Below are 23,898 nucleotides of genomic sequence, written 5' to 3'. Positions count from 1 at the left end.
GGAATCCTTCTCTATTATATGAAATTTTCACCGTTTTGAACAACAAAAAAAGCCCTAACGGGCTTTTCGATATGGAATTCCAGTCAACCATACGCCAAAACGAAGGCGTGACAGCATATAAGTCAATACAATCGACAGGGCGAGAGCAAGCAACCATACTATCGTCATACGCAGCGTAACATTCCAGCTGCTAAACAGCCATTCGTCAAGCGAATAAGTCAGACGAAGCATATAAGCATGCGCCAGATAACCTCCGTATGAATAACGACTGAGTGCAAGCCATAACTGCTTTGTGCGTTCACTGGCAGTACGATTGATCCGGAGTGCCACTGCATAGACAAGCAGCACAAGGGCGACAAGAAACAGCGCCATCAATGGTTGCAATAATACCAGTGACATAAAGCGCCGTCCAAAACCTGTGTCCACCGGGAAATTACCCAGCACGACACCGGTGTAATACATAGCAAAAACCCCGCATACGAGCAGCACTATCCATTTGATCCGCTGCAAAACATCCAGGAATACCTTTATATGTAGACCAGCCAGTGCACCAAGCACAAAATAATACAAATAATATACGATATTCCGATCTGCATACGTCGTAAAATACGGCGTCAACACTGGAATTTGCCATGCTTGAAAAGATTTGATGAACCACGGAAGCAGCATTAGCAATAGCTCATAAGCAACCGTTAAGCCCATCATAATGAACAGTGCACGCCGTCCATTTCCTTTGAACGCTTCCGATAACTTTCGTACAAGTTTACGCAGCCACGGAAAAAGCAGATACATCGGAATAATCATTACGATATACCATAGATGATAGCTCGATTTTCCGGTAAATATATAACGGAGTACGGTCGGTATCCACTCCTGTACAGGCTTCATCGCAAACGTGCCTGCCAGTACCGTATAAAATAGCGTCCATACGAGATAAGGAACAACAATATCCTTACATCGTTTACGAATAAACGAGCCATACGCCAGCTCGCCATCGTAGTTATAAAAAAGCACCAGCCCCGTAATGAAAATAAAGGCCGGTACTGCAAATTTGGCCGCTATGAGCAAAAGTGTGAGCCTCGCGCCATCTGCCATGGCTAGTTCGGGCGCAACGGAATAATGAGCGATCGAATGCTGTAGCACAACGGCGGCAAAGGCCATGCCACGCAAAATCTCGATTTCGCCAAGTCTTTGTTTTGAACTCATTCTTCTTTTCTATCATCCTTCCGATGCCAATCGTGCTGCTGTGCTCCGGCATTATTTACAAATGAGAGCGCCCTCGATGCTCCATTCCGGCTGAGGCGCCGATTGTGGAACAGGCATTTTGGGAGCAGGAATTGGATTGGGTGATTGTGGTGCACCTGGCATACGTAGTTCATTGCGAAGCTTTTTCATCCATTTGCGGCGAGCTTTCTTTTTCTCTTTCAGCGAACTTGACGTCTGGCCGGGTGTCTGATAATTGTCCGTCATGCCAGTTGACATCATTGCTTGCATCAGAATTACCTCCCCATTTATTTTGAAAGGCACTCAGCCTTCCACTGTCAGTATAACTTCAATTCCATGAAACGAATAGGGCATTTATAACCGAATCCATAATTATTCACTAGAATTGAGGTCGAACCTTGCCAAATAATGACGAAAGACCCATTCTCGAGAGATTAAAGCCCGAGAATGGGTCTGCAAGAGCTACATCTCAGGAAGAAATCAATCCTTCTTAGAAGTAGCGGGATGTCATACATTCAGAACTCACCAGTAGAGTACGCTCATCCATATATGCTTGTATATAATCGTGGCTGGTGATGCGGCTTACACGCCGTATCCACCATTCGAATAAGAAGTGATTTTGTTGTCTGAGCCTTGGCTGTCCTCATTGGTGTCCTTTGGCTTGACATCCTTGCGTGTCTCCGAATGTTTCGGATCATCCTCGGTACGATGGTTATGCGGCTGATTATCTTTGTTTACGTGTTGTTCGTCTTGATCTGTCATGTTGATAGCCTCCTGTCGCAAATTCACTCATCTACATGCCGTGATTATCCGGCTTCTTCTCTATTACCCTTATGGGCATCTGTTTAAACGAAAAGTGAAAGTTGAACGGATCTCGAACTGTTCATTGCGAGGTAACAGACGGTGCATTATTTTCGCGACGCGATATGTGATGTGTGATATACAATATATGATAATGATTATTGATTGTTCGTCTATCATTCATTGTCTATCTGTTATTTATTGTTCATCTATAATGTGCTTATAGACAACTTTACTTATGTTTGCTTATGAAGGAGAGGAGAGTGCTTAGACAGATGGATTCGCCAAAGCACTGCCCCAAACTACACTCCATGACCTGATCTTTATATTTTGTATATTTATTTTCTCTATGCTATTTATTCTTTATCATTCTACTATACGTCGTATGAATAAGATTCATCATCAGCATAGATAAGCATTCATCACACTTCAGCACGCTTCAGTACGCTTTAGTACACTGTAGTACCCCATATGAATTAGCATTCCCTATAACTTGTGTCCACGCATTAACTCTGCCTCGGCTTCGTTCGATTCGTCGCCTGTGCCTGCAACGGATCATCCGGCCAGTAGTGTTTGGGGTAGCGTCCTTTCAAATCCTTTTTCACTTCAAAATACGTATTTGCCCAGAAGCTTGCTAGATCACGAGTGACCTGCACAGGACGATTGGCTGGCGAAAGCAGTTGAATCGTCAGTGGAATGCGTCCACCAAGCAATGGTGTAGACGTACAGCCAAACATTTCCTGTAATCGTACCGCGATAAAAGGCTGCGCTGGATCGCTATAATCAATCGGAATCCGTGATCCGCTCGGCACGGTTATATGAGTAGGTGCCATTTGCTCCATTTCCTGACGTTGTTGCCAATCGAGCATACTGAGCAATAGCTCGTTAACAGATAGGCGACGCAACTCGGATAAACGCCGAATATCGCCCATATAAGGAAGTAACCAATCTTCTGCTCGCGACAATAGCGCTGCATCGTCCACCGCTGGATAATGCTCAGGCTGTAACACATGCATCAGTGCCATGCGTTGACGTAATTGCACCGCTGGTTTGGTCCAGTTGAACCAGTCCAGTCCGCGTGGATGAGCTTGTAACGCCTCCATGAGCGCGATTCGAATCGCTTCCACAGATGGGGCAGCATCATTGACTGCACGCAGTACAATAGCGCCGAGTCGCTGTACCTTTTGCGCACGAATGGCTTCTCGCTCTGCATCATAGGTTACTTCAGTACGATCTGTAATCGAAGCGGCATGAAGCTGCTGTAGTATATCTTCCTGTAACTCAGCTGCCAGTAAAATACGGCTGTCGCTGCCGCTATCTTCTAGCTCAGCCGCTACAATATAAGGTGCACCTGCAAGCAAATGCGTTCCGCCAGATCCCGTTGGCAACAATGCTCCGCGTCCTAACCGCAGCAAAAATCGTCCATCACCGCGATTTTGCCCGATACGATCCGGGTATGCGAACGATAATAGTGCACCGATCCAGCTGGTGGATGACGAAAGCTGTTCTTTTAAAGACTGTTCTTTTGAATACTGCTCTTTGATAGAAGACTGCTGCTTTAAAGATTGCTCTGGATGCTCTTTTGAATGCTGCTCCGAAGCAAAAAGCGACTTTTTCACAACAGCATCCTTTGTCAGCGTCTTACCATCCTTAGCAAGCTCCAATTCATGCCATTGACGCGCAAAGCGCTCACTCCATTCCTTGATCCGTTGAACAGCCGCTGACTCTACACGATGTTTGCTTTGTCCATATAATGCGCGCATACGCTCCACCAGCTCAATCCCCGCGGCAGGCGGTAAAATATCTCGTTCCTGTAGCAAAGCTGCCAGATCGCATGCTTCGGCAATGCCACCTAACCCGCCTCCTTTGATGATCATATGGGCAAGCCGAGGATGAGCACCGATGACTGTCATATGCCGCCCGTGGGTCGTCATCCGCAGCTGTTCATCCAGCGCTTCGAGCTGCTGAAGCAAACGCTGTCCTTCACGATAAGCGGCTTCAGGCGGCGATGTTAGCCATGCCATCTCCTGCACATCTCTGCCCCAGGCAGCAACTTCCAGCGCCAGCGGTGCCAGATCACTTTGCAGTATTTCCGGTTTACGTTCAGCTGGCAATATGCGATGTTCTTCCGCGCTCCATAGCCGATAACATACGCCCGGTCGCTGTCTGCCTGCACGTCCGCGCCGTTGGTCGGCTGCATCGATTGATACTTGCCGCGTTTCCATCCGTTCCATACCTGTTGTCGGTGAAAATACACGAGTTCGCATCAACCCACTATCGATCACGATCGTTACGCCTTCAATCGTTACACTCGATTCCGCCAATGAAGTCGATAAAATAATCCGGCGTGTACCATCCGTGCGAACACGCACGGCTTCATCCTGTTGCTCCGCCTTCAAACCGCCGTGTAAAATAACGACTTCGACACCAGCAGGTAGTGGTTGTTTGGCGCTTAACAGCTCATGTTGCACCCGCCGAATTTCACGTATGCCCGGCAAAAAGACAAGCAGTTCGCCATCATGCTTATGCAATGCTTTATGAATAACGTTTACGATTTTAGCTTGGATCGGTGCCCCCCGCTTACGATAGAGCGTAAATACCGATTCCCCTGCTTCATAATACGTTTCTACTGGATAAGTTCGTCCTCCACTGCGCAGTATAGGTGCCTCGCCTAGCAGCTGTGCTACAGGCTCAGGTTCCATCGTAGCCGACATCACCAGCACACGCAGATCATCACGCAAAAGAGACCTGCTTTCCAGCGTGAAAGCAAGCCCCAGATCCGCATTCAGATTACGCTCGTGAAACTCGTCAAAGATAACGAGTCCGATCCCCTCCAGCGATGGGTCATGCTGTAGCATGCGAGTGAGTACACCTTCTGTCACCACTTCAATCCGTGTTGCTGCACTGACCCGTGTATCCAACGCGACTCGGTAACCGACAGTCTGACCGACCTTTTCACCGAGTGTAGCTGCCATATAGCGTGCCGCCGAGATCGCCGCCAATCTGCGCGGTTCCAGCATCACAATACGCCAACCATCCAGCCACGATGCCTTCATCAACGCCAGCGGAATACGTGTCGTTTTGCCTGCACCTGGCTCAGCGATAAGTACAGCGACACCTTTGTCTTGCAAATGCTCGGTTAAAGCAGGAATCAATTCATCTACTGGCAAAGATGAAGAACCGTGTCCCTGTGTAGCCTGTATAGTATGGTCTTTTTGTTTGTTATATTTTTGTTTGTTATATTGCTGTATTTTATCTTGTTGTTTATCATCTTGCCGCATTTCATTTTGCTGTACTTTATGTGGCTGCGCTTTATTTTGTTCTGTTTTATGTTGATTGTCATTGTATAAATCCGTCAAAAAAACAGGTCCTTTCCCGTTAAATTTGGCTGTCGTCTCATTTACCAGCCTGTAAGCCGTTGCCGAATTTTGCTTTCGTATCTCCCATACGCGGAGTTGTTACTCCAATCTTGTTGCGCGTTTAGCATATGGAGCCGCAGCGTTTTTTCATCTAGTTTTTTCCGTAACTGATGTCGCTCCTCGTCATGCTGGCAGGCAGCAATTAGATCGCTCAATGTCAGCATTTCCTGTCGGAGCGTCAATTCCTCTGGTACAATATTCGCATTTTTCATTATTTTATAAGCAGAACGCAATTCTGCTGGTACATGGGAAAGGTCGTCCAGTTCTAATGGCTTCCCTTTACCCGGCAAATCATCAAATTCGCCACGCTTCATTGCCTCTTCAATCATCTGATCCGCCAGCCATGATAGCATATCGATTCACCTCTTTATCACTTTTCGTCGTTCATCTAATGATCAGTTTATTCGTTTGTCTGTTTACATACTCGTCTGTTCATCGTTGTTGTTATTGCGCTTCCTAGCCTTAATATACCATCAAAATAGCCGCTTACCCAGTGTTCCATCTTTCGATTTCATCACAGGATAAGCAGCTATTGTTTCTAACATCTCGATTGTAAGCGTAACCAGAACATCAAGATTACTTTTTATGATGATGTCTTTGCATGCACATATCTCTTTGCACTCGTACAGTCTTTTCTCATTTGTACAATCTTTTTATATTCATACAGCCTTTTTTTACTTATACAACCTGATATCACAAAATTACAATGCTGCATCATAACATGAGTTTATATTACAAAAATAACAATTATCACAAATTTTAAACATCATATAGTCATCTATTCAACTATGGCTGTATAACTAGCTCATCATCACTTTGTAATCATCTATGCAACTATGGCTATATAACTAGCTCATCATCACTTTGTAATCATCTATGCAACTATGGCTATATAACTAGCTCATCATCATCTTGTAATCATCTATGCAACTGCGGCTATATAACTAGCTTATCGTCACCCTACAGCTACTTTTCTCATGATTAGATTGGAGCAGCTCACGTATACTTATGTGGAATAATAATGTACATTGTTGTGCATTCTCTATGCCTAAACGGTTACGGTCTGCAATATTGTGCATCATTTCATACAGTACTACATTCATACAAAAGCTGATTCTCAGGTTCAAGCGCAAACCGCCTAATAAGTATACATGGTATTCAGCATACGTATCGGATAAAAGTATAGCCTTAACTATCCCTTTATCGCCGCTCCATCCTGTTCCTGATTTAACAGAGTAGCGACTCTGCCCCGTCAATTGTAATTTGTGCACCTGTAATATGAGACGCTTCCGATGAAGAAAGGAATGTGACCAGATCGGCAACATTTTCTCCAGATCCCGACTGACCTGCTAGCGGCTGTCTACCCTGTGGAAATTCCATCGGAATGGCAATTTTCTCTACTAATTCATTGCGTTCGGTACTTTGATCGATATTAGTTGAGATTGCACCTGGGCAGATGACATTTACACGAATTTTGAAGCGAGCCAGTTCCAATGCTGCCATTTTCGCAAAAGCAACCTGACCTGCTTTGGATGCACTATAGGCCGACATCCCAAAGCTTGCAAATGTCGTATTGCCATTAATCGAACTCGTGATCACAATACTACCGCCACCATGTTCTTTTAAATAAGGCAACGCATACTTGATCGTTAAAAAGGTACCACCTAGATTCGTATTGATCGTCCGTTGCCAGTCTTCATAGCTAATCTCATCGATCGGTGCTACTGCTCCATTAATACCTGCATTCGCAAATACGACATCCAAGCCACCAAAGTGAGCCGCACCTTCCTGCACCGCATGCTTCATCTGGTCTTCATCGGTAATGTTCGTAACAAACGCTTTCGCCGCATCCGGATACTGCTCATTAATTTCTGCTTCCGTCTCGTGAATGCGTTCAGGAGACAGATCACAAATAATAACACGCGCACCCTGCTGGGCAAACTTGAGCGCTGTGGCACGTCCAATTCCCGATCCAGCTCCCGTGACCAGAGCAACTTGACCTGTAAAACGCTGTGGCTGTGTGGTCGTTTCCATATTCATTCACTCCTCCAGAATAATTAGTGTAGACAAAATGCCTGGTATCTTGCTACAGGAATTACCCAAAAGATCCTGTTATGAAATCATATTAATGTATATTTATCCTTCTTGAAACGCTTCCAATGCGACCAAAAAAACCGGACTGCTCTCAGCAATCCGGTTTTATGACTGATTGGTCCACTTCGAAGCCCCGTTAGCTGAATTCCATAGCTCACTGCGTTGCATCTGATTGATCAATCCAATCTAACAAAATATTATGAAAATGTTGTTTGTCGAGCGGCACAGCGATTACCCACTCTTCTTCCTGGCGGCTCATTTGACGCACAATCCAGTTGGTAGTGCGATCTGCAAGCAATACTGCACCTTGCCGTTGCCAGCCTGAAGGCTCCAAATGTGAAAACTGTAGCTCAGCATATAACCGATTATCGGCAATAACACCAGCAAACAAATGAGCACCTTCTTCATCACCTGTCATCGCAAACAGTTCATGCGTCAGTTCTGGCAAATAAAATAGATCCCGCAAATGCACATGTTCATCAAACCATTGGCGCGGGAACGTTAGCGCAGGCATTTCTGCTGCTCCATAACTATTTAATTGAAGGTGATTCAGCACATGATCGGAAGATTGCTGTAACGTTCCCAGCCGAGTCAATTCATACTGTCCTGATAATCCATCTGCCAGAGAAATCTTAAAAATTCCATCGTCGTTCAAATAATAATGTACATTGACAGCAAGCTGGCCCGATTCGGGAACCTGACTATAACGCAGGCAGCAACCGCGCTTGTATACTATATGTCGATCAAGGTTTGTGTGTCCATAAGGTGGATGCGCAAGCAGCTGTTCTAGCACTTCGCCACTAATACAGCCTTTTTGCAATAATGACACCCCGACCTGTTTCCAACCGGTAATCCATTCTTCCATTCGATCATTCGGAAAAGGATTACGAATTCCCGCTACCCGGTTAAAGCCCATCATACCAGCCAGGAAAAAAAGCTCTTTTTCGTCTAAGGTCAGCTTTCTACTGTTAAAAGAATCAAGAGCGAACATATGGCGGGTCTTCTCCCTTCAATATTGACATGTAAGCTTTTATATCTATATAAAAGGGTATTCATGTTCATTTTCTTTATTTGTAAGGTTCTTATTTCCCATTTAAATGTAGCACTATAGACTTAAATTTGTCAATTATTTTCAAATGTTTGTGCAGTCTATTGTTAACGCCGTAATGTAATACAACGCTTATTCGTAATTAACCCGAATTTGAAGTGATAAAGCCTACCGTGGTTTTGAATATTTTGTGTCTCCATCCTACAAATCGTGCGAGGTTTTAGGTGAATATCAGGTTCTTTTAAGTTTTCTTTAAGGAAAGGTGATTACAATAAACTCAAGTTAGCGGATATGAACAACTACCAAGCGTATTGCAAACGAGCTTCAACCGCTTAACTTCTAACTTTGAATTATCTATTATGAATGAGGTGATTAATAGTGAAGACGACAATTCTGTTAGAGGACAAAATCGTTCCTGTTTACTTTAACGCCGATAATACACAGCCAGTATCCAAACTGTTGAGACTACTGCGCAGAACCCTTGAGAATAAAATTACAAACGGCAAAAAAATGATCAAAAACTGCCTGGATACAGTAATCAGTATTGAGGTAGTCGGCTCTGAAGCAATTTTGCATACTTATCGTGAGAGTGACACGTTAGCACTTTCGCTCTATTGAGCCGCAGAGAGAGAAAGAACATAACAACATATTTGGTTGCATAGACGGGCCTGGAACACGGAATTTGATTCCGCACACGGCCCTTTCTGTTTTTAGAACCCTTTTCACGATCCAGCTCGTCCATAGTACATATAATCATGACACCGAATTCCAGCGATTTTTTAACTATTGCAGGAGTTCGGTATTTTTATGTCAAATTATAATTGTGTACGTAAACTCCATGTTAACTACTTTGAATCAAACCCAATTGAACACAATATGACTTTAAGTAATTTGATAGCTTTTTAAAAGAGATACGTAAAAAGTTATCTTATATCAAAAAGGTTAGTCTGTATCAAATGTATATTGTGTGTTATAATAGAACTACAAAAGAGGTGATATAGATGGATACTTCAATGCTTTGTCCCCGATTTGAAAAAGGGATGCAAATTTTAAGTAAACGCTGGAATGGTCTGATTATTTATCAACTGCTTAATGGTCCACAGCGCTTTTGCTCCATTCAGTCGTCCTTGCCTGTAAGCGGCCGTCTGCTATCCGAGCGTCTAAAGGATCTTGAACATGAAGGCATGGTTGTTCGTCATGTTTATCCGGAGACTCCCGTGCGTATTGAATATGAATTGACTTCGAAGGGTCTTGCACTTGAAAGTGTCATCCGTGGCATTCAAGATTGGTCCCAGGATTGGGTAGAACCTGCTTCTACTTGCAAAGAAGAGGCCTATAGCGAGCTTGCCAATTAATGAACGACGATACGTTAATGTACAACAAATAACCGGTTTCCATAAGGAAGCCGGTTATTTGCTATGGCTAATACAGCACTAGCCATTCTATTTATGTGCTATTGCGATACGCTGGTACACCCGGACGTCTATCACAATGCGGCAACGATTCCGATATTCGATGAAGGCATGGTTGAATTAGAAGGTCATAGAGAGTGCGATTAGTGGCTAACGGGTTGCCTTGATCTGCCGGCTTCTACTTTTTCTGCTCGACGAATACGAATAATGAATAAACGCAACAAATTCGTACGTGTATGCTGATCAGCATTTCTTAATTTTTCTAAAATAAAACGATCGATAGACATGCCCGTTCACTCCTTTATTCTTTCGCCAATCTCTTGATTCCGGTAATGTGAGCATAATAGTTGCTGTTCATTTCCGGTATTCTTTAATAACCTTTTTTGCCTATGCTCAAACCGTTTTCTCGGTGTTTTACGTATAGAGGTGGGTCCTAATTTTGCATGTTACTGGACTGACTCTAGTCCCATAAACAAAGCTACCGAGACGGTGCAATTACGCAAATACCCTCTTAGAAAAAGTCACGATACGGCTTTTGAATACTAATCCAACGGGTGCGTGTAAACTTATCAATCGCCCATTCTCCGCCAAAACGACCGACACCCGATGCCTTTTCGCCGCCAAACATCACATGTGCCTCATCATTGACCGATTGATCATTGACGTGAATCATGCCTGTCTCCATCTGCTGGGCCACATCATAGCCACGTTCCAGATTCGTTGTGAATACCGAACCGCTAAGGCCGTAGTCGCTATTGTTCATTATACGGATCGCATCTTGCTCATCTTTGGCACGAATCAACAGTGCTACCGGACCAAACAATTCATTTTGAGCAGCGTCGCTGTCTGGTTTCACTTCGCTCAGTACCGTTGGTTGTAACACAGTGCCTTCTGCCTTGCCACCATATAGTAGCTTTGCTCCTGCCTCCTGTGCTTTTTCCACAACACCCAGCAGGCGCTCTACTTCTTTCTCGTGAATGAGCGGACCTACAACTGTTTCTTTTAGCGAAGGATCGCCATAAGGCAATTTTTGTACAACCGCTACAAATTTCTCTGTAAACGCATCATAGATCGATTCATCGATAATGATACGGTTGAGCGCCATACAAATCTGTCCTTGATGGAAAAACTTGCCGAATACAGCGGCTTCGACCGCACGATCCAGATCGGCATCGTCCAGCACGATCATCGCATTGTTTCCGCCCAGCTCCAGCGCTACATCTTTCAAATGCTCGCCAGCCAGTTTGCCAATGCCGCGTCCTACTTCAGTCGAGCCGGTAAAGGATACAAGTTTCGGCGTTGGATGCTTCACAAACGCATCGCCAATTTCGCTACCGCTGCCGCTCACAACACTGAGCACACCTTTAGGTAAGCCTGATTGTTCAAAAATATCTGCGATGAGCAGTCCGGCTGTAATTGGCGTATCAGATGCAGGCTTAATGACAACACCATTTCCAAGTGCTAGTGCAGGTGCAACCGAGCGCAGACACAGATGCAAGGGGAAATTCCACGGCCCGATCATACCGATCACGCCTTTTGGCTCGCGTACAACACGATTCTCTTTACCTGGAATATCCGAGCCGATAATCTCGCCTTTCATTCGATAAGGGAACGAGGCGGATTCTTCCACTACACGCCTTGCCGCTGCCCATTCACGCTCTGCTTTAATACGCGTACTGCCGGATTCGGCGATGAGCAGCTCGATCACTTCATCTTTGCGCTCGTCTAACTGGGCAACGGCTTTATACATTACCTGTGCTCTGGTCGCGAGCGGCGTTTTCGCTCATTCTTTCCCTGCTTTTTCGGCTGTACGATAGGCGCGATCCAGATCCTCTTCGCTGGATGCCTGCATTTCGACGAGCAGTTCGCCATTGTATGGGTTAATGTTTTTCACCGTTTTATCCGAACTGCCATCGATCCATTCACCTGCAATATATTGTTTACTCCATTTTGCAAATTTCGATTGTACGAGTGTCATGTTGTTTTCCTCCTATGATTAGCATGCGGATGCGCCATAATAAGTCGTGATTGCTCGCAATTGTTATCGGAAACGGGCAATCCTTCCTATTGGTTTGTTCTTGTGTTCTTGTGCTCTTGTGCTCTTGTGCTCTTGTGCTCTTGCGACAGCTTCAATTGTTATAACTTCGGCTGCTATAACTTTAGTTACCAGAGTTATTTCATTGGATCGGTATCGCTGATCAAGATGCTGAAGCTGTACAATCTGCTCAATCGGCTAAAGTTATACTCAATTGGCTAAAAATATACAAGTAGCGTTTCGATATACAAGTAGCGTTTCGGTGACCGACATGCTGGATTCTTGTGCCTTATTTGCAAGGTTCTGCTCTATGCAAATTTGTAACTAACCATTTGCAACTAACAAGGCGTCTGGGTATCCTTTAACCGGATCGTTGGAAAAACAAACATCCTATTGTTTTGTACATAGCTAATTTTTGGTAGGTGAATTGGTTGATATTGAGGTTGATATTGAGGTTGATTTACAGGTTGTTTTTAATTCGTTTTTAATTCACTTTTAGTCCGTATATAATTCGTTTTTAGTTTATTTTCAGTTCATTGGGAGGCCACTTAATTGGGATAAATATACGCGAAAATAGAGACTGGCGAATGTATAAAAGCAATGGAATGAACATAAAAAAGCAGACCTGTAAGCAGTCTGCTTTTTGCATTGATTTCTATATTGATTTCATTGATTGCTGTATCGATTTTATACGAATTTTGGATAATTTGCATATTCATTCGATACGATAGGTTAAGGATTAAACAGTGTTATAGCAGCCTTGTAGCGATCTCTTAGCGATCTCTTGGCGATCTCTTAGCGATCTCTTAGCGATCTCTTAGCGATCTTTCAACTATCTTTTAACAATCTTTTAGCTTTTTTACAGCTAACGATCTTTTAGCTTTCTTACAGCGGTTTTGTAACGGTTTTGTAGCAGTCTTATATCGATCAACAATTACTGCCACTTTTACGATTCGATCCAATCCACTCGCTTTATAAACCGCCTCGCTGCACTAACATTTCAACCGCCGCGATTTCCAAAATCGGCATTTCGCTCCAGCTATTTGTAAACGAATACACCGATACGCTATCCAGTGTCTGTTGATCTAGCTCGCCAAATTCCACATCGTTATACAATAGTTCTTTCAGGTACAGATTAGCTAATGCTACAGGAAGCGTAGACAGTCCGCCGATCTCCTGCCCTACTGCGCGACGATCCCATACGCCTACTGTCTGCTGAAATGTAAATATAGCCTGCTCTCCCTGCTCGGTGCGAAAATGCACTTTGGTATGGTCGCGTAGCAAAGCGACATGCTCAATAGTCCCATCCACGAGCGGTACATCTGCTGCAAATAGATCATTGCGTATAACTGGTTTATTCATGTGCAACCATCCTCCTTCCTGTCTCCTACTTTTATATTTTATACAGCATACATAACGTCTAAATTGGATTTGCTATTTGCAGTATATTTGTATATTTAAAGTCAGTCTCGTGTACAGTCGATCTCGTACTGACACTATGCATTAATATGCAGAGTCTCTGCTGGGATCAAATTTAATTTTGAATGAATACAGATTACTGTTCGCCCTTTTCCTCTGCGGCTATATAACTGATCAGTTCCGGTAACCACTCGGATAAACGGTAGAAGCGGAATCCTTCATGAAACGCCAGCGACGTGTCCATGATCCATGAGTCCGGTACGCCAAATGGTGATTGATCCGCCTCTTCACCCTTGCTTTTCACAATTGCACGACAGCCCGTTTGACGTTCAATTTCATTTATGAGCGCAACGAGTGTAATCTCCTCTTCGGAACGAGCGTTGACTGGACCTGTCAACTCGCTATCCAAACCAAGCCAGTATAGAAAACGCGCGGCTTCTTCTTCATGAATAAAGTTCATCTGTGCATCGGGATTAGGAATGACAATCGTCTCCGCGCGCAGCACGCGTCCTACATGAAAATGCAATCTTTTTGTATAATCATTCGGGCCGAGTACGATTGGGAAACGTACAGCCGCTGCCGCAAAATCGCTTTGCTGCAAAAAGACAGCTTCCACCTGACGCTTGCCTTCTGCATAATCAAATTCGGCTTCTGGATCATAATTGATCGACATCTGCTTCGTATCCACATCCTGCTCTTGGAGCGGATCACGACCAAACGAATATACCGACAGCGATGAAGTGACAATATACCGCTTCGTTTGACCGCTAAAAATACGACATGCAGCTAATGCTTCCTGCGGTGTATAACAGATATTGTCATATACGACATCATACTGTTGTTCACCAACGGCTTGCCGCAAGGCAGTTTCATCCGTACGATCGGCTACCAGTCGCTGAATCTGATCACCAAATGGGTCATTTGTTTGACCGCGTGTTAGTAAAGTAACGTTATGATCGCGGTATAGCAGTAGCTCGACCAAATTTTTGCCAAAAAAACGGGTACCACCAATGACTAATACTTTTGCCATAACACTTCAACCTCCCAGTTGGATGATAATGGATGTCGTTTTGCTATCGTTCGTCTTGATCCTTTGCTACGTTTTCGTTAAAAGAACTTTAGCTATATGTTGAGAGAACGATAGCAATAAGTTGATAAAATGATAACTATAATCAATCACTTTCCGAGCAGGTGCATGTACCATCCACTGCTACTCCGTTGTTCCAGTACGATCCTACTTACAATGAATCAAGCTCCAGTTCCTTATGGGTACGCCAGGTGAACGTAAGCAACATAATATACACAATCAGATTAAGGATGACATAGACAATACTAAGTATACCCGCTACAACCCCCCACGCATTCGGCTCGCTTGGATTTGCGAATATGCTCGTTACTAATGCAAGTGCAATCGTTACCTGGCAATACACGAATAACCGCCAGCGACGTGCTGCGATTTCTCGTAAATTCGGACGCCGCTGTGCTTCTGCCAGCTCGCCAATTCCACGGCACAAATAATAGATCATAAACATTTCCGGCACAATGACGATAACGGTCAGCACACTGCCCCACCACGGCTGACTGGTGAGTGTACTGTTCACTGGTAACAGCATTTGCACAATAGACAGTAAAATCAAGACCAGCGCGCTAATGCTTCCTTTGCCAAAGGCTACATTAGCAGGTTTTAACTTCATAAAGCCGATAAAATGGAACAAATAACCGACCAGCAGCGGAACCTGATCAATCCACGATCCTGTCATACCGGAAGTGCTGAATGCGGATGTGACAAGTCCCAGCGCCCATTGGCTTAAAAATCCCCAGAAAAAATACATAAAACTCATGCTAATCCCCCTTTTGCCTCTTCGCCCTCCGTTTAAGATGCCATACCGTTGCTATCTTTCCATATGTACTTGAATATGAATATACGATAGATAGCAAAGCCGACATCTACAATTAGCACATTTTGATCCCCGTATAACGAAGCTTATCGTCTGTTATATGCTATCGCTATAACCTGCTAGGTACGAAACGTCTTCAAAGGGCAGGAACTCTACTATATTACCATCCTCCAACCATTTTCCCAAATAGCCGTTTATAAAACCAACCATATAAATCGGTCATATCGGAATAGCCGATTTGTTTGTTTCTATTCCTCAAAAAGCGCGTAGCTACAGCCTTTTCGCCGACTAATCGGCCTGGTATAGTTCAATACCATTAAATGGTATAGCCAAAACGTATAACCACATTTACGCAGGATCATGTAATATGATAAACAACTCAAGCGATTGCAGCGCAGTCCAAAACTTAGGAGGAAATGAATATGCCAAGAGTTCTCAGCAGTAACCTCGGATACCCTCGCCTCGGCGAACAGCGTGAATGGAAGAAGACACTGGAAAGTTATTGGAGCGGTAAAACGGATAAAGAAACGTTCCTGGCAACGATGAAAGAACTTCGCCTTGATCATCTGCGTAAGCAGCAACAAGCCGGCATCGATCTGATCCCGGTTGGCGACTTCTCGTATTACGATCATGTGCTTGATACGGCGGTTACATTCGGACTTGTACCTTCCCGTTTCGGCTATACAGGTGGAGAGGTGACGCTGGAGCAATACTTTGGCATCGCTCGCGGTACGAAGGATGCAGCGGCAGGCGCGATGGTCAAATGGTTTAACACCAACTACCATTATATCGTGCCAGAGCTAAACGGTTTAACTCCTCAATTGACGGAAAACCGCGTGCTGAAATTATATTTGGAAGCGAAAAAAGAACTCGGTATCGAAGGTAAACCGGTCATTGTAGGGCCATTTACATTCCTGAAATTGTCCAGAGGTTATGAAAACAATGAACTGGCAGCCTGGCTGGACAAACTCGTTCCATTATATGCACAGGTGCTGAGCGAGCTGAACGAAGCTGGCGCAAACTGGATTCAGATCGATGAGCCTTCTCTCGCACTGGACGTATCGGCAGAAGAGTGGGAACTTGTACAACAAGCGTATACTAAGCTAAATGAAGCTTCTGGTACAAGCAACTTGCTCGTGCAAACGTACTTTGAAGGTGTAGACGGCTTCGGCAAGCTGATCGAGCTGCCTGTACAGGGTATTGGTCTCGACTTTGTATACGGTCTGGAGCAAAATTTGAACGCACTGGACGACTGGGGCTTCCCAGAAGATAAAGTGATCGGTGTCGGTCTGATCGATGGACGTAACATCTGGCGCTCGAATCTGGAGGAAAAGCTCGGTCTAATTAATGTGATCGCGCAAACGGTATCCCGTGACCGCATCCTGCTTCAACCGTCTTGCAGCCTGCAACTCGTTCCGGTAACAACGAAGCATGAAACCGCGCTGGAACCTGTATTGCGTGATGCGCTTGCTTTCGCCGATGAGAAGCTGGGCGAGCTGGCATTGCTGGCACGCGCTGCGAATGCGGGCGGAGCGGCTGTACAGGAAGAACTGGAGCAAAGCCGCAAAGCGGTATCCAGTCTCGCGTCCTCTGCATGGCGCACAGCCAAAGAGCCGCATACTGATCATTCGGCTACTCGTAATGTACCATTCGAAGAGCGTCGCAGCATCCATGAGCAAAAATGGCAGTTGCCTGTATTGCCCACAACAACGATCGGTAGCTTCCCGCAAACGGTTGAAGTTCGTCGTGCCCGTCGCTTATGGCGTAACGGTGAATGGTCGCAACAACAATACGAGCAATTTATTGAAAATGAAATCCGCGAGTGGATCGATATTCAGGAAGAGCTTGGTATTGATGTGCTTGTACATGGTGAATTTGAACGTACAGATATGGTTGAATTTTTCGGTGAGCAGCTGGATGGCTTTGCATTTACGAAAAATGGCTGGGTACAATCATACGGTTCCCGTTGCGTGAAACCGCCGGTTATTTACGGTAATGTCAGCTTTGTGAAACCGATGACGGTCAAAGAAACGAAATATGCACAATCCCTCACTTCCAAGCCGGTCAAAGGCATGCTGACAGGTCCGGTTACGATTCTGAACTGGTCGTTTGTACGTGACGATATTGCACGTAGTCAGGTATCGTACCAGATTGCACGCGCGATCTCCGATGAAATTCTGGCGCTCGAAGCGGCGGGTATCGAAATGATTCAAGTCGATGAGCCTGCACTGCGTGAAGGCTTACCACTGAAACGTTCCAAATGGCAGGAGTATCTGGAATGGGCAGTCGGTTCGTTCCGTCTCTCCACCGCTGCGGTGAAAGAAACGACACAAATCCATACACATATGTGCTATTCGGAATTCCATGATATTATCGATGCGATCAAAGCGATGGATGCGGATGTGATCTCGATCGAAACATCCCGTAGCCACGGCGAATTGATCTCTTCATTTGAAGTACATGGCTATGACAAAGGAATCGGTCTTGGCGTATACGATATCCATAGCCCACGTGTACCAGCCAAAGAAGAAATCGTACAGCTAATCGAGCGCGCCCTGCGTGTACTTGATCCGAAATTGTTCTGGATCAACCCGGACTGCGGTCTGAAAACGCGTCAGCATCCAGAAACGGTCGCTGCGCTGAAACTGATGGTGGAAGCGGCTCACGATATTCGTCGTCAACTTGGTCAGGAAGTTGAAGTGAATGTGTAAGTCATCGTCTATACAGTAAAAAGTAAAAGTACACAAAAAAACCGACAGCGACGATATTCGTCATTGTCGGTTTTTTTATTGTCTTTTTTAGAATCAATGTTATTTTTTCTCTTATTGTTCTTTTTATCGTTTTTTGTAGTTCTTTTTGCCGTTCAATTATTTAGTAGTCAATCTATTGCATATTATCGCTGGCGGCTAGACTGAATATAATATCCTTTTGCCCATTCGTCCTGTAAAGAAGGCTGCTCTGGTCGCCAGTTTAAGCTTTTCATTGTTGCATCCGCCGATACCGGATTGTCGGTCGCTGCAAAAGAAGACAACCAGCTGAAATGTGCATTTCCCTGCTCTGTCGTTAGACTTTCAGTCGGCAATTGCAAGGAGTCTCCGATATAACCGGCAATCTTACGAAAAGCGATGCCCTCATCTGCGACTGCATGAAAGCGTGATGATCCGTTACCTTTTTCCAAAGCGAGACGGAATACACGGGCAGCGTCCAACCGATGAATCGATGCCCAGCGGTTGCTACCATCATCGATATAAGCAGACTTTCCTGCCTTTCGTGCGCTTTGAATTAACGAGGGCAACAGTCCTCCGCGATCACCTTCACCATATACAATCGGCGGAAGTCGTACAATAGAAGCATGCACACCGCGCTGTGCCATCGCCAGCGCCGTATGTTCCGAAGCAGCACGCGGCCCGCCCACCGACTGAACATCTGCTGCATGTTCTTCTAAAGCTAGCCGCCCAGCAGTCATCGTCATCGTTGGCATCGCAATGACCAACGAACCGCCGGAAGACGATAATAGGTTCCCCATCGTTTCAATCACATGTTGATCAGTCTGTACCGCCGCTTTCATAAACCGTACAGGTGCATGCTTGAAGTGCCCGCCAAACATAATGCGCAGCTTGGCACGCCAGCCTGCATGAGCAAATGAATGAAAAAAAGCAGTATGCACAACACCATCCATCTGCTGCCCCGCTTGACGTAAAATAGCGGTATGTTCAATCGAGCCTTGAATCGCTTCCACTCCCTGACGTCGCAATGCTGTTGCTGCTTCTGACGAGCGGACAAGACCTCTTACTTCATGACCGTTTGCAATCAATTCCTGGATAATGGCTGAACCGATAAAGCCGCTTGCTCCTGTAACGAGTACACGCATACGATGCTCCTCCTATGATATCGGGTTTACGATACCACTTCTCTGCTAGGCTCAACTGCCACATGTATAGACAATGCAGCGGTTGGCTTTCTTTTCTTACATTATAGGAGGAGGATAAGGTGCATATTTACACATTTTAACACTATGTTTGCCTGATTCAACGGACAACAGGGCGACTGCCCATTTTCAGACGGGCAATATCACGACTCGGTGCATCGCCAAACAATCGACTATAATCCCGACTGAACTGAGAATCGCTCACATAGCCTACCATACGACTTGCACTAGTTGCGTCCATACCTGCGGATAGCATCAAACGCCGTGATTCCTGCAAACGCAGCATTTTCTGATATTGCAGCGGACTGAAACCGGTCACTGCCTTAAATTGTTCCCGAAAAGCCGATTCGCTCAAATGAATCCGACTTGCCAGCTCCGGTACTTTAAATGGCTGATCATAATGGTCACGTAGCCATGAAATAGCCTGTACCATCCGCTGCACGACCGAATCAGCGAATACCGTTTCAGCTATATACACGCCTACTGAACTGCGCAGCAAGCGGATATAGATCTCATCGCGTATTAATGGTGCTAACAGGTGCATATCGCCTGGATCTTGCAAACATTCTAGCAATCGTGCTACTGCATTTAACAGCGCAGCATCCGCATCGATCACATAGCCAGCTTCGCGTTTGTCCATAGGAGGTAATCCTTGCGGATACACATTCGGAACCAGTTCAGCGATTCGCTGCGGATCAAGATAGAGGCCGATGCCAAGAAATGGTTCCGTTATACTCGCTTGCATCGTCTGAAACGTAATCGGAAGCGACACCGGTGCTACAAAAAGGCGCGCTCCACCATATGTAAAACTCTGCTCACCGACACGCATACGTTTGCCGCCCTGCACAGCAATGCCTACAATCGGCCAATTCATCGCATACAATTGTTCGGTAGATTGTGACTGTGAGTACCGATTTAAATACAACCATTCCAGTGCAGACGCATAACTTCCTTCGCGCACAGCAAGTTGATTCATGCGACATACAATCGTTTCCATTTCGGTAAGTGCTGGCGGAGCTGCTATCGAATGCGAATGAACACTATTTGTCATAGGGTCTCCTTATATCGATTACGACTTGGTTTATTGGGCAAATGTCATGCCGGAATCAGGTACGGTTGAACGAATAAATGTACCGCTGAAATGCAAGTACAGCTGAACCGTTGGTCTATTTATCATACAAAATATACGCCAGTTCCGGCTGCATCATCGTAAAGCCTGCCATCTGTCGCAATTGATAGCGGATCGGATCATTGCCTGCCATCATAACAATATTGCGCACATCGCTATTCTTTTCAACTGGCAATTGAAAGCATTGCACCTGTTCAAACACTTCGCATAGTGTAGTATAAATCGCATGAATCCGCATATCATTCGGTCCCCGTCCGATCAGATTCATAATGATATAACCGGAATCATGCAACTTGGTACGCATCATATACAAACATTCTAGCGAAACGAGATGTAGCGGTGTTCCCTCTTCACTAAATGCATCCAGTACAATCACATCATAATGCTGCTGAGGTTGTAGGGACAAAATATCACGCCCATCACCGATTAGAATCGAATCCGCATCACAGCCAAAATAATTCACACTCACACGCGCCACTGCCACATCCAGCTCGGCAATCTGTACTTCACGATCGGCAAAATAATGACCCAGCGTGCCAATCCCCTGACCGATAATAAATAACCGCTGTAAATCCTCCACATTATGCTCCAGCAGATGAATAATCGCGCGTGGATACTCAAATACAATCCGCTGCGGATGATGAAGATCAAGCGCTCCCTGGATATCGGCATTGGCAAATTGTAATACGCGAAAATGACCTTTTTCTTCATAAAGTTGATCGGTTTCATATACGACAATCTGCTCGTATTGACTCTGTTCACGATGCAGAACTTTCACTGATGTAGACGCTCCTTTGATATCATTATAGTATTCTCTATCTATTGTTTACATTATGAACGCACAGGCTCTCTCGTCCGCCATACATATAGCAGCAGTCCGATCACCGGAATAAGACCGATCCACATTATACCTGCTGGCTGCCTTGTTACTCGCTGATCCTGATGAATTGCGTATACTGATAAAAGTGTCAAAACCACAAAATCAATCGTCATCGTATGCACAAACGATGAGCTGTTGAATGCCTGCGCATAGGCGACGCTATGACCACCTATCCATCCGTATGCAATTACCCCTACAGTAATAAGTAGCAAAATCCAATGCGTTGCAGCACCTTCTACACTGCCACGAATCGAACGAGCCGTGCGAATACGAGGGCGATGCTCTGCCCAGCGACCTGACGCTGTTAATATAAAATAAGGCAGCAATGCAAACGCTCCAAGCGCAAATGAACCGAGCACAAAAGGCCATGCCGGAACGCGGCGATCATCCCCGCGCAGCAACAAACAGGCATATGATAGCGGATATAAACCGAGCAAGGAGAACATCGCCATTAAGGAAGGCTCTTTAGATTGCAAGGTGAGCAAGGAACGCAAATAAGGATCAGCACCTCCCGTATCCGGTGTGAAAAATAGAGCATATCCGATAAAAGCAAGCCAGATGACCAGCAAAATATAACGCATCATATCGTGCTCCTTTGAAATGGGATGAATGAGGATAGAATCAAAATGTACTACGTAATTGGATTTCCAGGCAATAAAGTTAGAACTAATCGTATTTTTGCTACATTGTAGAAACTCTTTGTAGAAACTCTTTGAAAAAACAGAAAAGCCACTCCAAAAAATCTAATGGATGCCCTCTGACTGGCAATCTACTGACCTGTACATTTTGATACATTGTCATCTTCTACATCGCTATACTGCATCTCGCTTTCTGTTTCTAATTACCCTGCCCATCTCTTGCATCAATCAGCTTAACACATGACTGGCGTATACTGTGCTTGTTTAATTAGCGATTATAATACGCCTGTCTAAACGAAATGCTCTATTTCACGTAAATTAAATATCGATTTAACTTTTATCTGAATAAACGCGGTGAATCTGTTCCGCTGGACAGTAAGCTGATTATGCAAAATGACAATGTCGGCTGGCTCGTAGTTAGTGGTCATAACAATGCGAAACGATTACTGGAATGGCATAATGATACGATGGAACCGTGAGGATCATTATAAGCAGTAAGATCAATCGGATAATACCTATCGCTACTCATCAAAAAGCACCTGCTACTTTCGCCAACTCTCAGGGTTGAAAGTCGCGATCCAATGCAGGTGCTTTTGCGATAAGTTTTTGTTTTTGTCTCTATCTTTATTTTTTCTTTGTGTATTCATGATCACTTGAAAGCGATCACTTAAAAATTAATTTCAAGTAGACAATATATAGAAGCATCTCGTTTGCCGTCATTCTTATTGATATTTTCTCCTGGTATATGCTCTCGGTATCTTCGCTACGGCTTATTCCATCGCCTCTTTTACAGCTATCGATACCGTCGTTTTCTACTCTACTCGTCTTCTAACTCGTCTACCCTACTTATAGTCTGTCTACCTATCTCGTTATGTGCTGTACATTCAGGTGCTCATCATTTCTTGCCGCTCCTAAACGGAACTCAGCGAAACGGTATCGTCATTAAATATCCGGTATAAAAGAACGTTTCACGCAGCAAAAATGGAATCTGCGTGCTGAGACTGGTGTATGCTGAAGTCGTAGTTGGCGAAGAATACGCTTTGAGTCCTTCCGTCTCGGCAATCAACTGGGCACGTCTCATATGCAGTGGATCGCTCACAAGGGTGAATGTTTGCCAACCATGACTGCGAGCAATCGCTGCGGCATGCTGTATATTTTCAGTCGTCCAACGTGAGGTCGTATCGGTGAAAATATCGTCCTCTTTTACCCCCTGCGTTATTGCGTAACGACGCGCTACCTCAGCTTCGCTCGGTTGACTGGCATGATCGGTTCCACCTGTGAAAATAATGTTACGCACCAGCTCCTGCTTATATAGCCAGACGGCATGCCGAATACGTTCGCGGAATACAGGTGACGGCTGATCCCCATCTACAGCTGCGCCAAGCACAATCGCTGCATCTGTCGTGGCCACTTCATTTTTCTGACCAAACGTCCAGATCGTATACGCGGAAAAGGCAAATAGGACGACATAAGCAATCACTAACGTAAGGATGACGCGAATAGCCATTTTGGTATATAAGCGTCGTTGATGTTGTTTAGATTCAGACATTTCATTCTCCATATCTTTATTTCGGTATCGTGTAGAAAATGACAGTAATGTATTTTACCGCATTAAAAGTAGGCAGTATATGTGCAGGACAGTCTATTGTATTATCCAGTATGTATGGCTTGATTGCAATCGGAAGTCGAGCTTGTATCTGTAGCCGTTAGTATTGCTATGCTCGTGTAAGGAATTGCGGTCATCTATGCAACACAAAAGCCTTAGCTTGCTCATTGTTTTCATGAGAGCAGTCTAAGGCTTTTATGCCATTCCATTGCAGACTAGAATTATATTGAAATTGTCCGTTCTATCCATAATCATTCCTTCTGTAGTTCGTCGTGAGATGAACAGCTATCCACTGCTCGGTAGTGGATGAATTTCGGTACATAAAAGTGCGGTACATAGAAGTTCGTTACATAGAAAATAGTACCCT

Annotated in this window: 19 protein-coding genes and 1 pseudogene; 3 read left to right on the top strand and 17 right to left on the bottom strand. The window is 44.8% G+C overall.

Annotated features, from left to right (window positions below; translation table 11 throughout):
- Positions 1-54: 54 nt before the first annotated feature.
- From AAHF22_RS03495 to AAHF22_RS03465, 7 genes are all read right to left on the bottom strand, one after another.
- Positions 55-1,206 (bottom strand): acyltransferase, encoded by a 1,152-nt coding sequence (locus AAHF22_RS03495; protein WP_347323587.1) that lies wholly within the window; start codon positions 1,204-1,206, stop codon positions 55-57.
- Positions 1,207-1,257: 51 nt separating this feature from the next.
- The gene (locus AAHF22_RS03490; RefSeq protein WP_347323586.1) at positions 1,258-1,494 is read right to left on the bottom strand and encodes a hypothetical protein; all 237 of its coding nucleotides are present in this window, start codon (positions 1,492-1,494) and stop codon (positions 1,258-1,260) included.
- Between the two features lie 312 nt (positions 1,495-1,806).
- Positions 1,807-1,986, bottom strand: a complete 180-nt coding sequence (locus AAHF22_RS03485; protein ID WP_347323585.1) for a hypothetical protein — start codon at positions 1,984-1,986, stop codon at positions 1,807-1,809.
- 545 nt (positions 1,987-2,531) lie between these two features.
- Complete coding sequence (hrpB, locus tag AAHF22_RS03480) at positions 2,532-5,384, bottom strand: ATP-dependent helicase HrpB (RefSeq protein WP_347323584.1); 2,853 nt, start codon at positions 5,382-5,384, stop codon at positions 2,532-2,534.
- A gap of 41 nt (positions 5,385-5,425) precedes the next feature.
- Positions 5,426-5,797 (bottom strand): DnaJ family domain-containing protein, encoded by a 372-nt coding sequence (locus AAHF22_RS03475; protein WP_371834011.1) that lies wholly within the window; start codon positions 5,795-5,797, stop codon positions 5,426-5,428.
- Positions 5,798-6,671: 874 nt separating this feature from the next.
- A complete protein-coding gene (locus tag AAHF22_RS03470; RefSeq protein ID WP_347323583.1) occupies positions 6,672-7,478 on the bottom strand; it encodes an SDR family oxidoreductase in 807 nt (268 codons plus the stop codon).
- 214 nt (positions 7,479-7,692) lie between these two features.
- A complete protein-coding gene (locus AAHF22_RS03465) occupies positions 7,693-8,529 on the bottom strand; it encodes a hypothetical protein (protein WP_347323582.1) in 837 nt (278 codons plus the stop codon).
- A 435-nt stretch (positions 8,530-8,964) separates the two neighbouring features.
- On the opposite strand from AAHF22_RS03465, the gene AAHF22_RS03460 reads away from it, so the two are divergent.
- Positions 8,965-9,204 carry a hypothetical protein gene (locus AAHF22_RS03460; RefSeq protein ID WP_347323581.1) on the top strand — a complete coding sequence of 80 codons (240 nt, stop codon included), beginning with the start codon at positions 8,965-8,967 and terminating at the stop codon, positions 9,202-9,204.
- Positions 9,205-9,587: 383 nt separating this feature from the next.
- Complete coding sequence (locus tag AAHF22_RS03455) at positions 9,588-9,941, top strand: winged helix-turn-helix transcriptional regulator (RefSeq protein WP_347323580.1); 354 nt, start codon at positions 9,588-9,590, stop codon at positions 9,939-9,941.
- Between the two features lie 200 nt (positions 9,942-10,141).
- Here AAHF22_RS03455 and AAHF22_RS03450 read toward each other — a convergent pair whose 3' ends face one another.
- The 5 genes and pseudogenes from AAHF22_RS03450 to AAHF22_RS03430 form a co-directional block, all read right to left on the bottom strand.
- Positions 10,142-10,285: a hypothetical protein gene (locus tag AAHF22_RS03450; RefSeq protein WP_347323579.1), complete on the bottom strand. Its 144-nt coding sequence runs from the start codon at positions 10,283-10,285 to the stop codon at positions 10,142-10,144.
- Between the two features lie 224 nt (positions 10,286-10,509).
- Positions 10,510-11,976 (bottom strand): annotated as a pseudogene (locus AAHF22_RS03445) (aldehyde dehydrogenase family protein).
- A gap of 1,029 nt (positions 11,977-13,005) precedes the next feature.
- Positions 13,006-13,395, bottom strand: a complete 390-nt coding sequence (locus tag AAHF22_RS03440) for a hypothetical protein (RefSeq protein ID WP_347323578.1) — start codon at positions 13,393-13,395, stop codon at positions 13,006-13,008.
- 193 nt (positions 13,396-13,588) lie between these two features.
- Positions 13,589-14,482 carry an NAD-dependent epimerase/dehydratase family protein gene (locus tag AAHF22_RS03435; protein WP_347323577.1) on the bottom strand — a complete coding sequence of 298 codons (894 nt, stop codon included), beginning with the start codon at positions 14,480-14,482 and terminating at the stop codon, positions 13,589-13,591.
- Between the two features lie 208 nt (positions 14,483-14,690).
- Positions 14,691-15,293: a hypothetical protein gene (locus AAHF22_RS03430; protein WP_347323576.1), complete on the bottom strand. Its 603-nt coding sequence runs from the start codon at positions 15,291-15,293 to the stop codon at positions 14,691-14,693.
- Positions 15,294-15,772: 479 nt separating this feature from the next.
- On the opposite strand from AAHF22_RS03430, the gene metE reads away from it, so the two are divergent.
- Entirely contained in the window at positions 15,773-18,061 is a 2,289-nt protein-coding gene (gene metE / locus AAHF22_RS03425; RefSeq protein ID WP_347323575.1) for a 5-methyltetrahydropteroyltriglutamate--homocysteine S-methyltransferase, read from the top strand.
- A 182-nt stretch (positions 18,062-18,243) separates the two neighbouring features.
- Here metE and AAHF22_RS03420 read toward each other — a convergent pair whose 3' ends face one another.
- From AAHF22_RS03420 to AAHF22_RS03400, 5 genes are all read right to left on the bottom strand, one after another.
- A complete protein-coding gene (locus AAHF22_RS03420) occupies positions 18,244-19,221 on the bottom strand; it encodes an SDR family oxidoreductase (protein WP_347323574.1) in 978 nt (325 codons plus the stop codon).
- 157 nt (positions 19,222-19,378) lie between these two features.
- Positions 19,379-20,329, bottom strand: coding sequence for an AraC family transcriptional regulator (locus AAHF22_RS03415; RefSeq protein WP_347323573.1), 951 nt, complete (start codon positions 20,327-20,329; stop codon positions 19,379-19,381).
- 115 nt (positions 20,330-20,444) lie between these two features.
- Positions 20,445-21,185 (bottom strand): spermidine synthase, encoded by a 741-nt coding sequence (locus AAHF22_RS03410; protein ID WP_347323572.1) that lies wholly within the window; start codon positions 21,183-21,185, stop codon positions 20,445-20,447.
- Between the two features lie 53 nt (positions 21,186-21,238).
- Entirely contained in the window at positions 21,239-21,868 is a 630-nt protein-coding gene (locus AAHF22_RS03405; RefSeq protein ID WP_347323571.1) for a hypothetical protein, read from the bottom strand.
- A 979-nt stretch (positions 21,869-22,847) separates the two neighbouring features.
- Positions 22,848-23,474 (bottom strand): YdcF family protein, encoded by a 627-nt coding sequence (locus AAHF22_RS03400; protein ID WP_347323570.1) that lies wholly within the window; start codon positions 23,472-23,474, stop codon positions 22,848-22,850.
- Between the last annotated feature and the right edge of the window lie 424 nt (positions 23,475-23,898).

The organism is Paenibacillus wenxiniae (genome assembly GCF_039822605.1).
Lineage (GTDB): Bacteria > Bacillota > Bacilli > Paenibacillales > Paenibacillaceae > Saccharibacillus > Saccharibacillus wenxiniae.
Note: the sequence above shows the minus strand (reverse complement) of the source record. Positions and strands in the feature narration are given on the sequence as shown.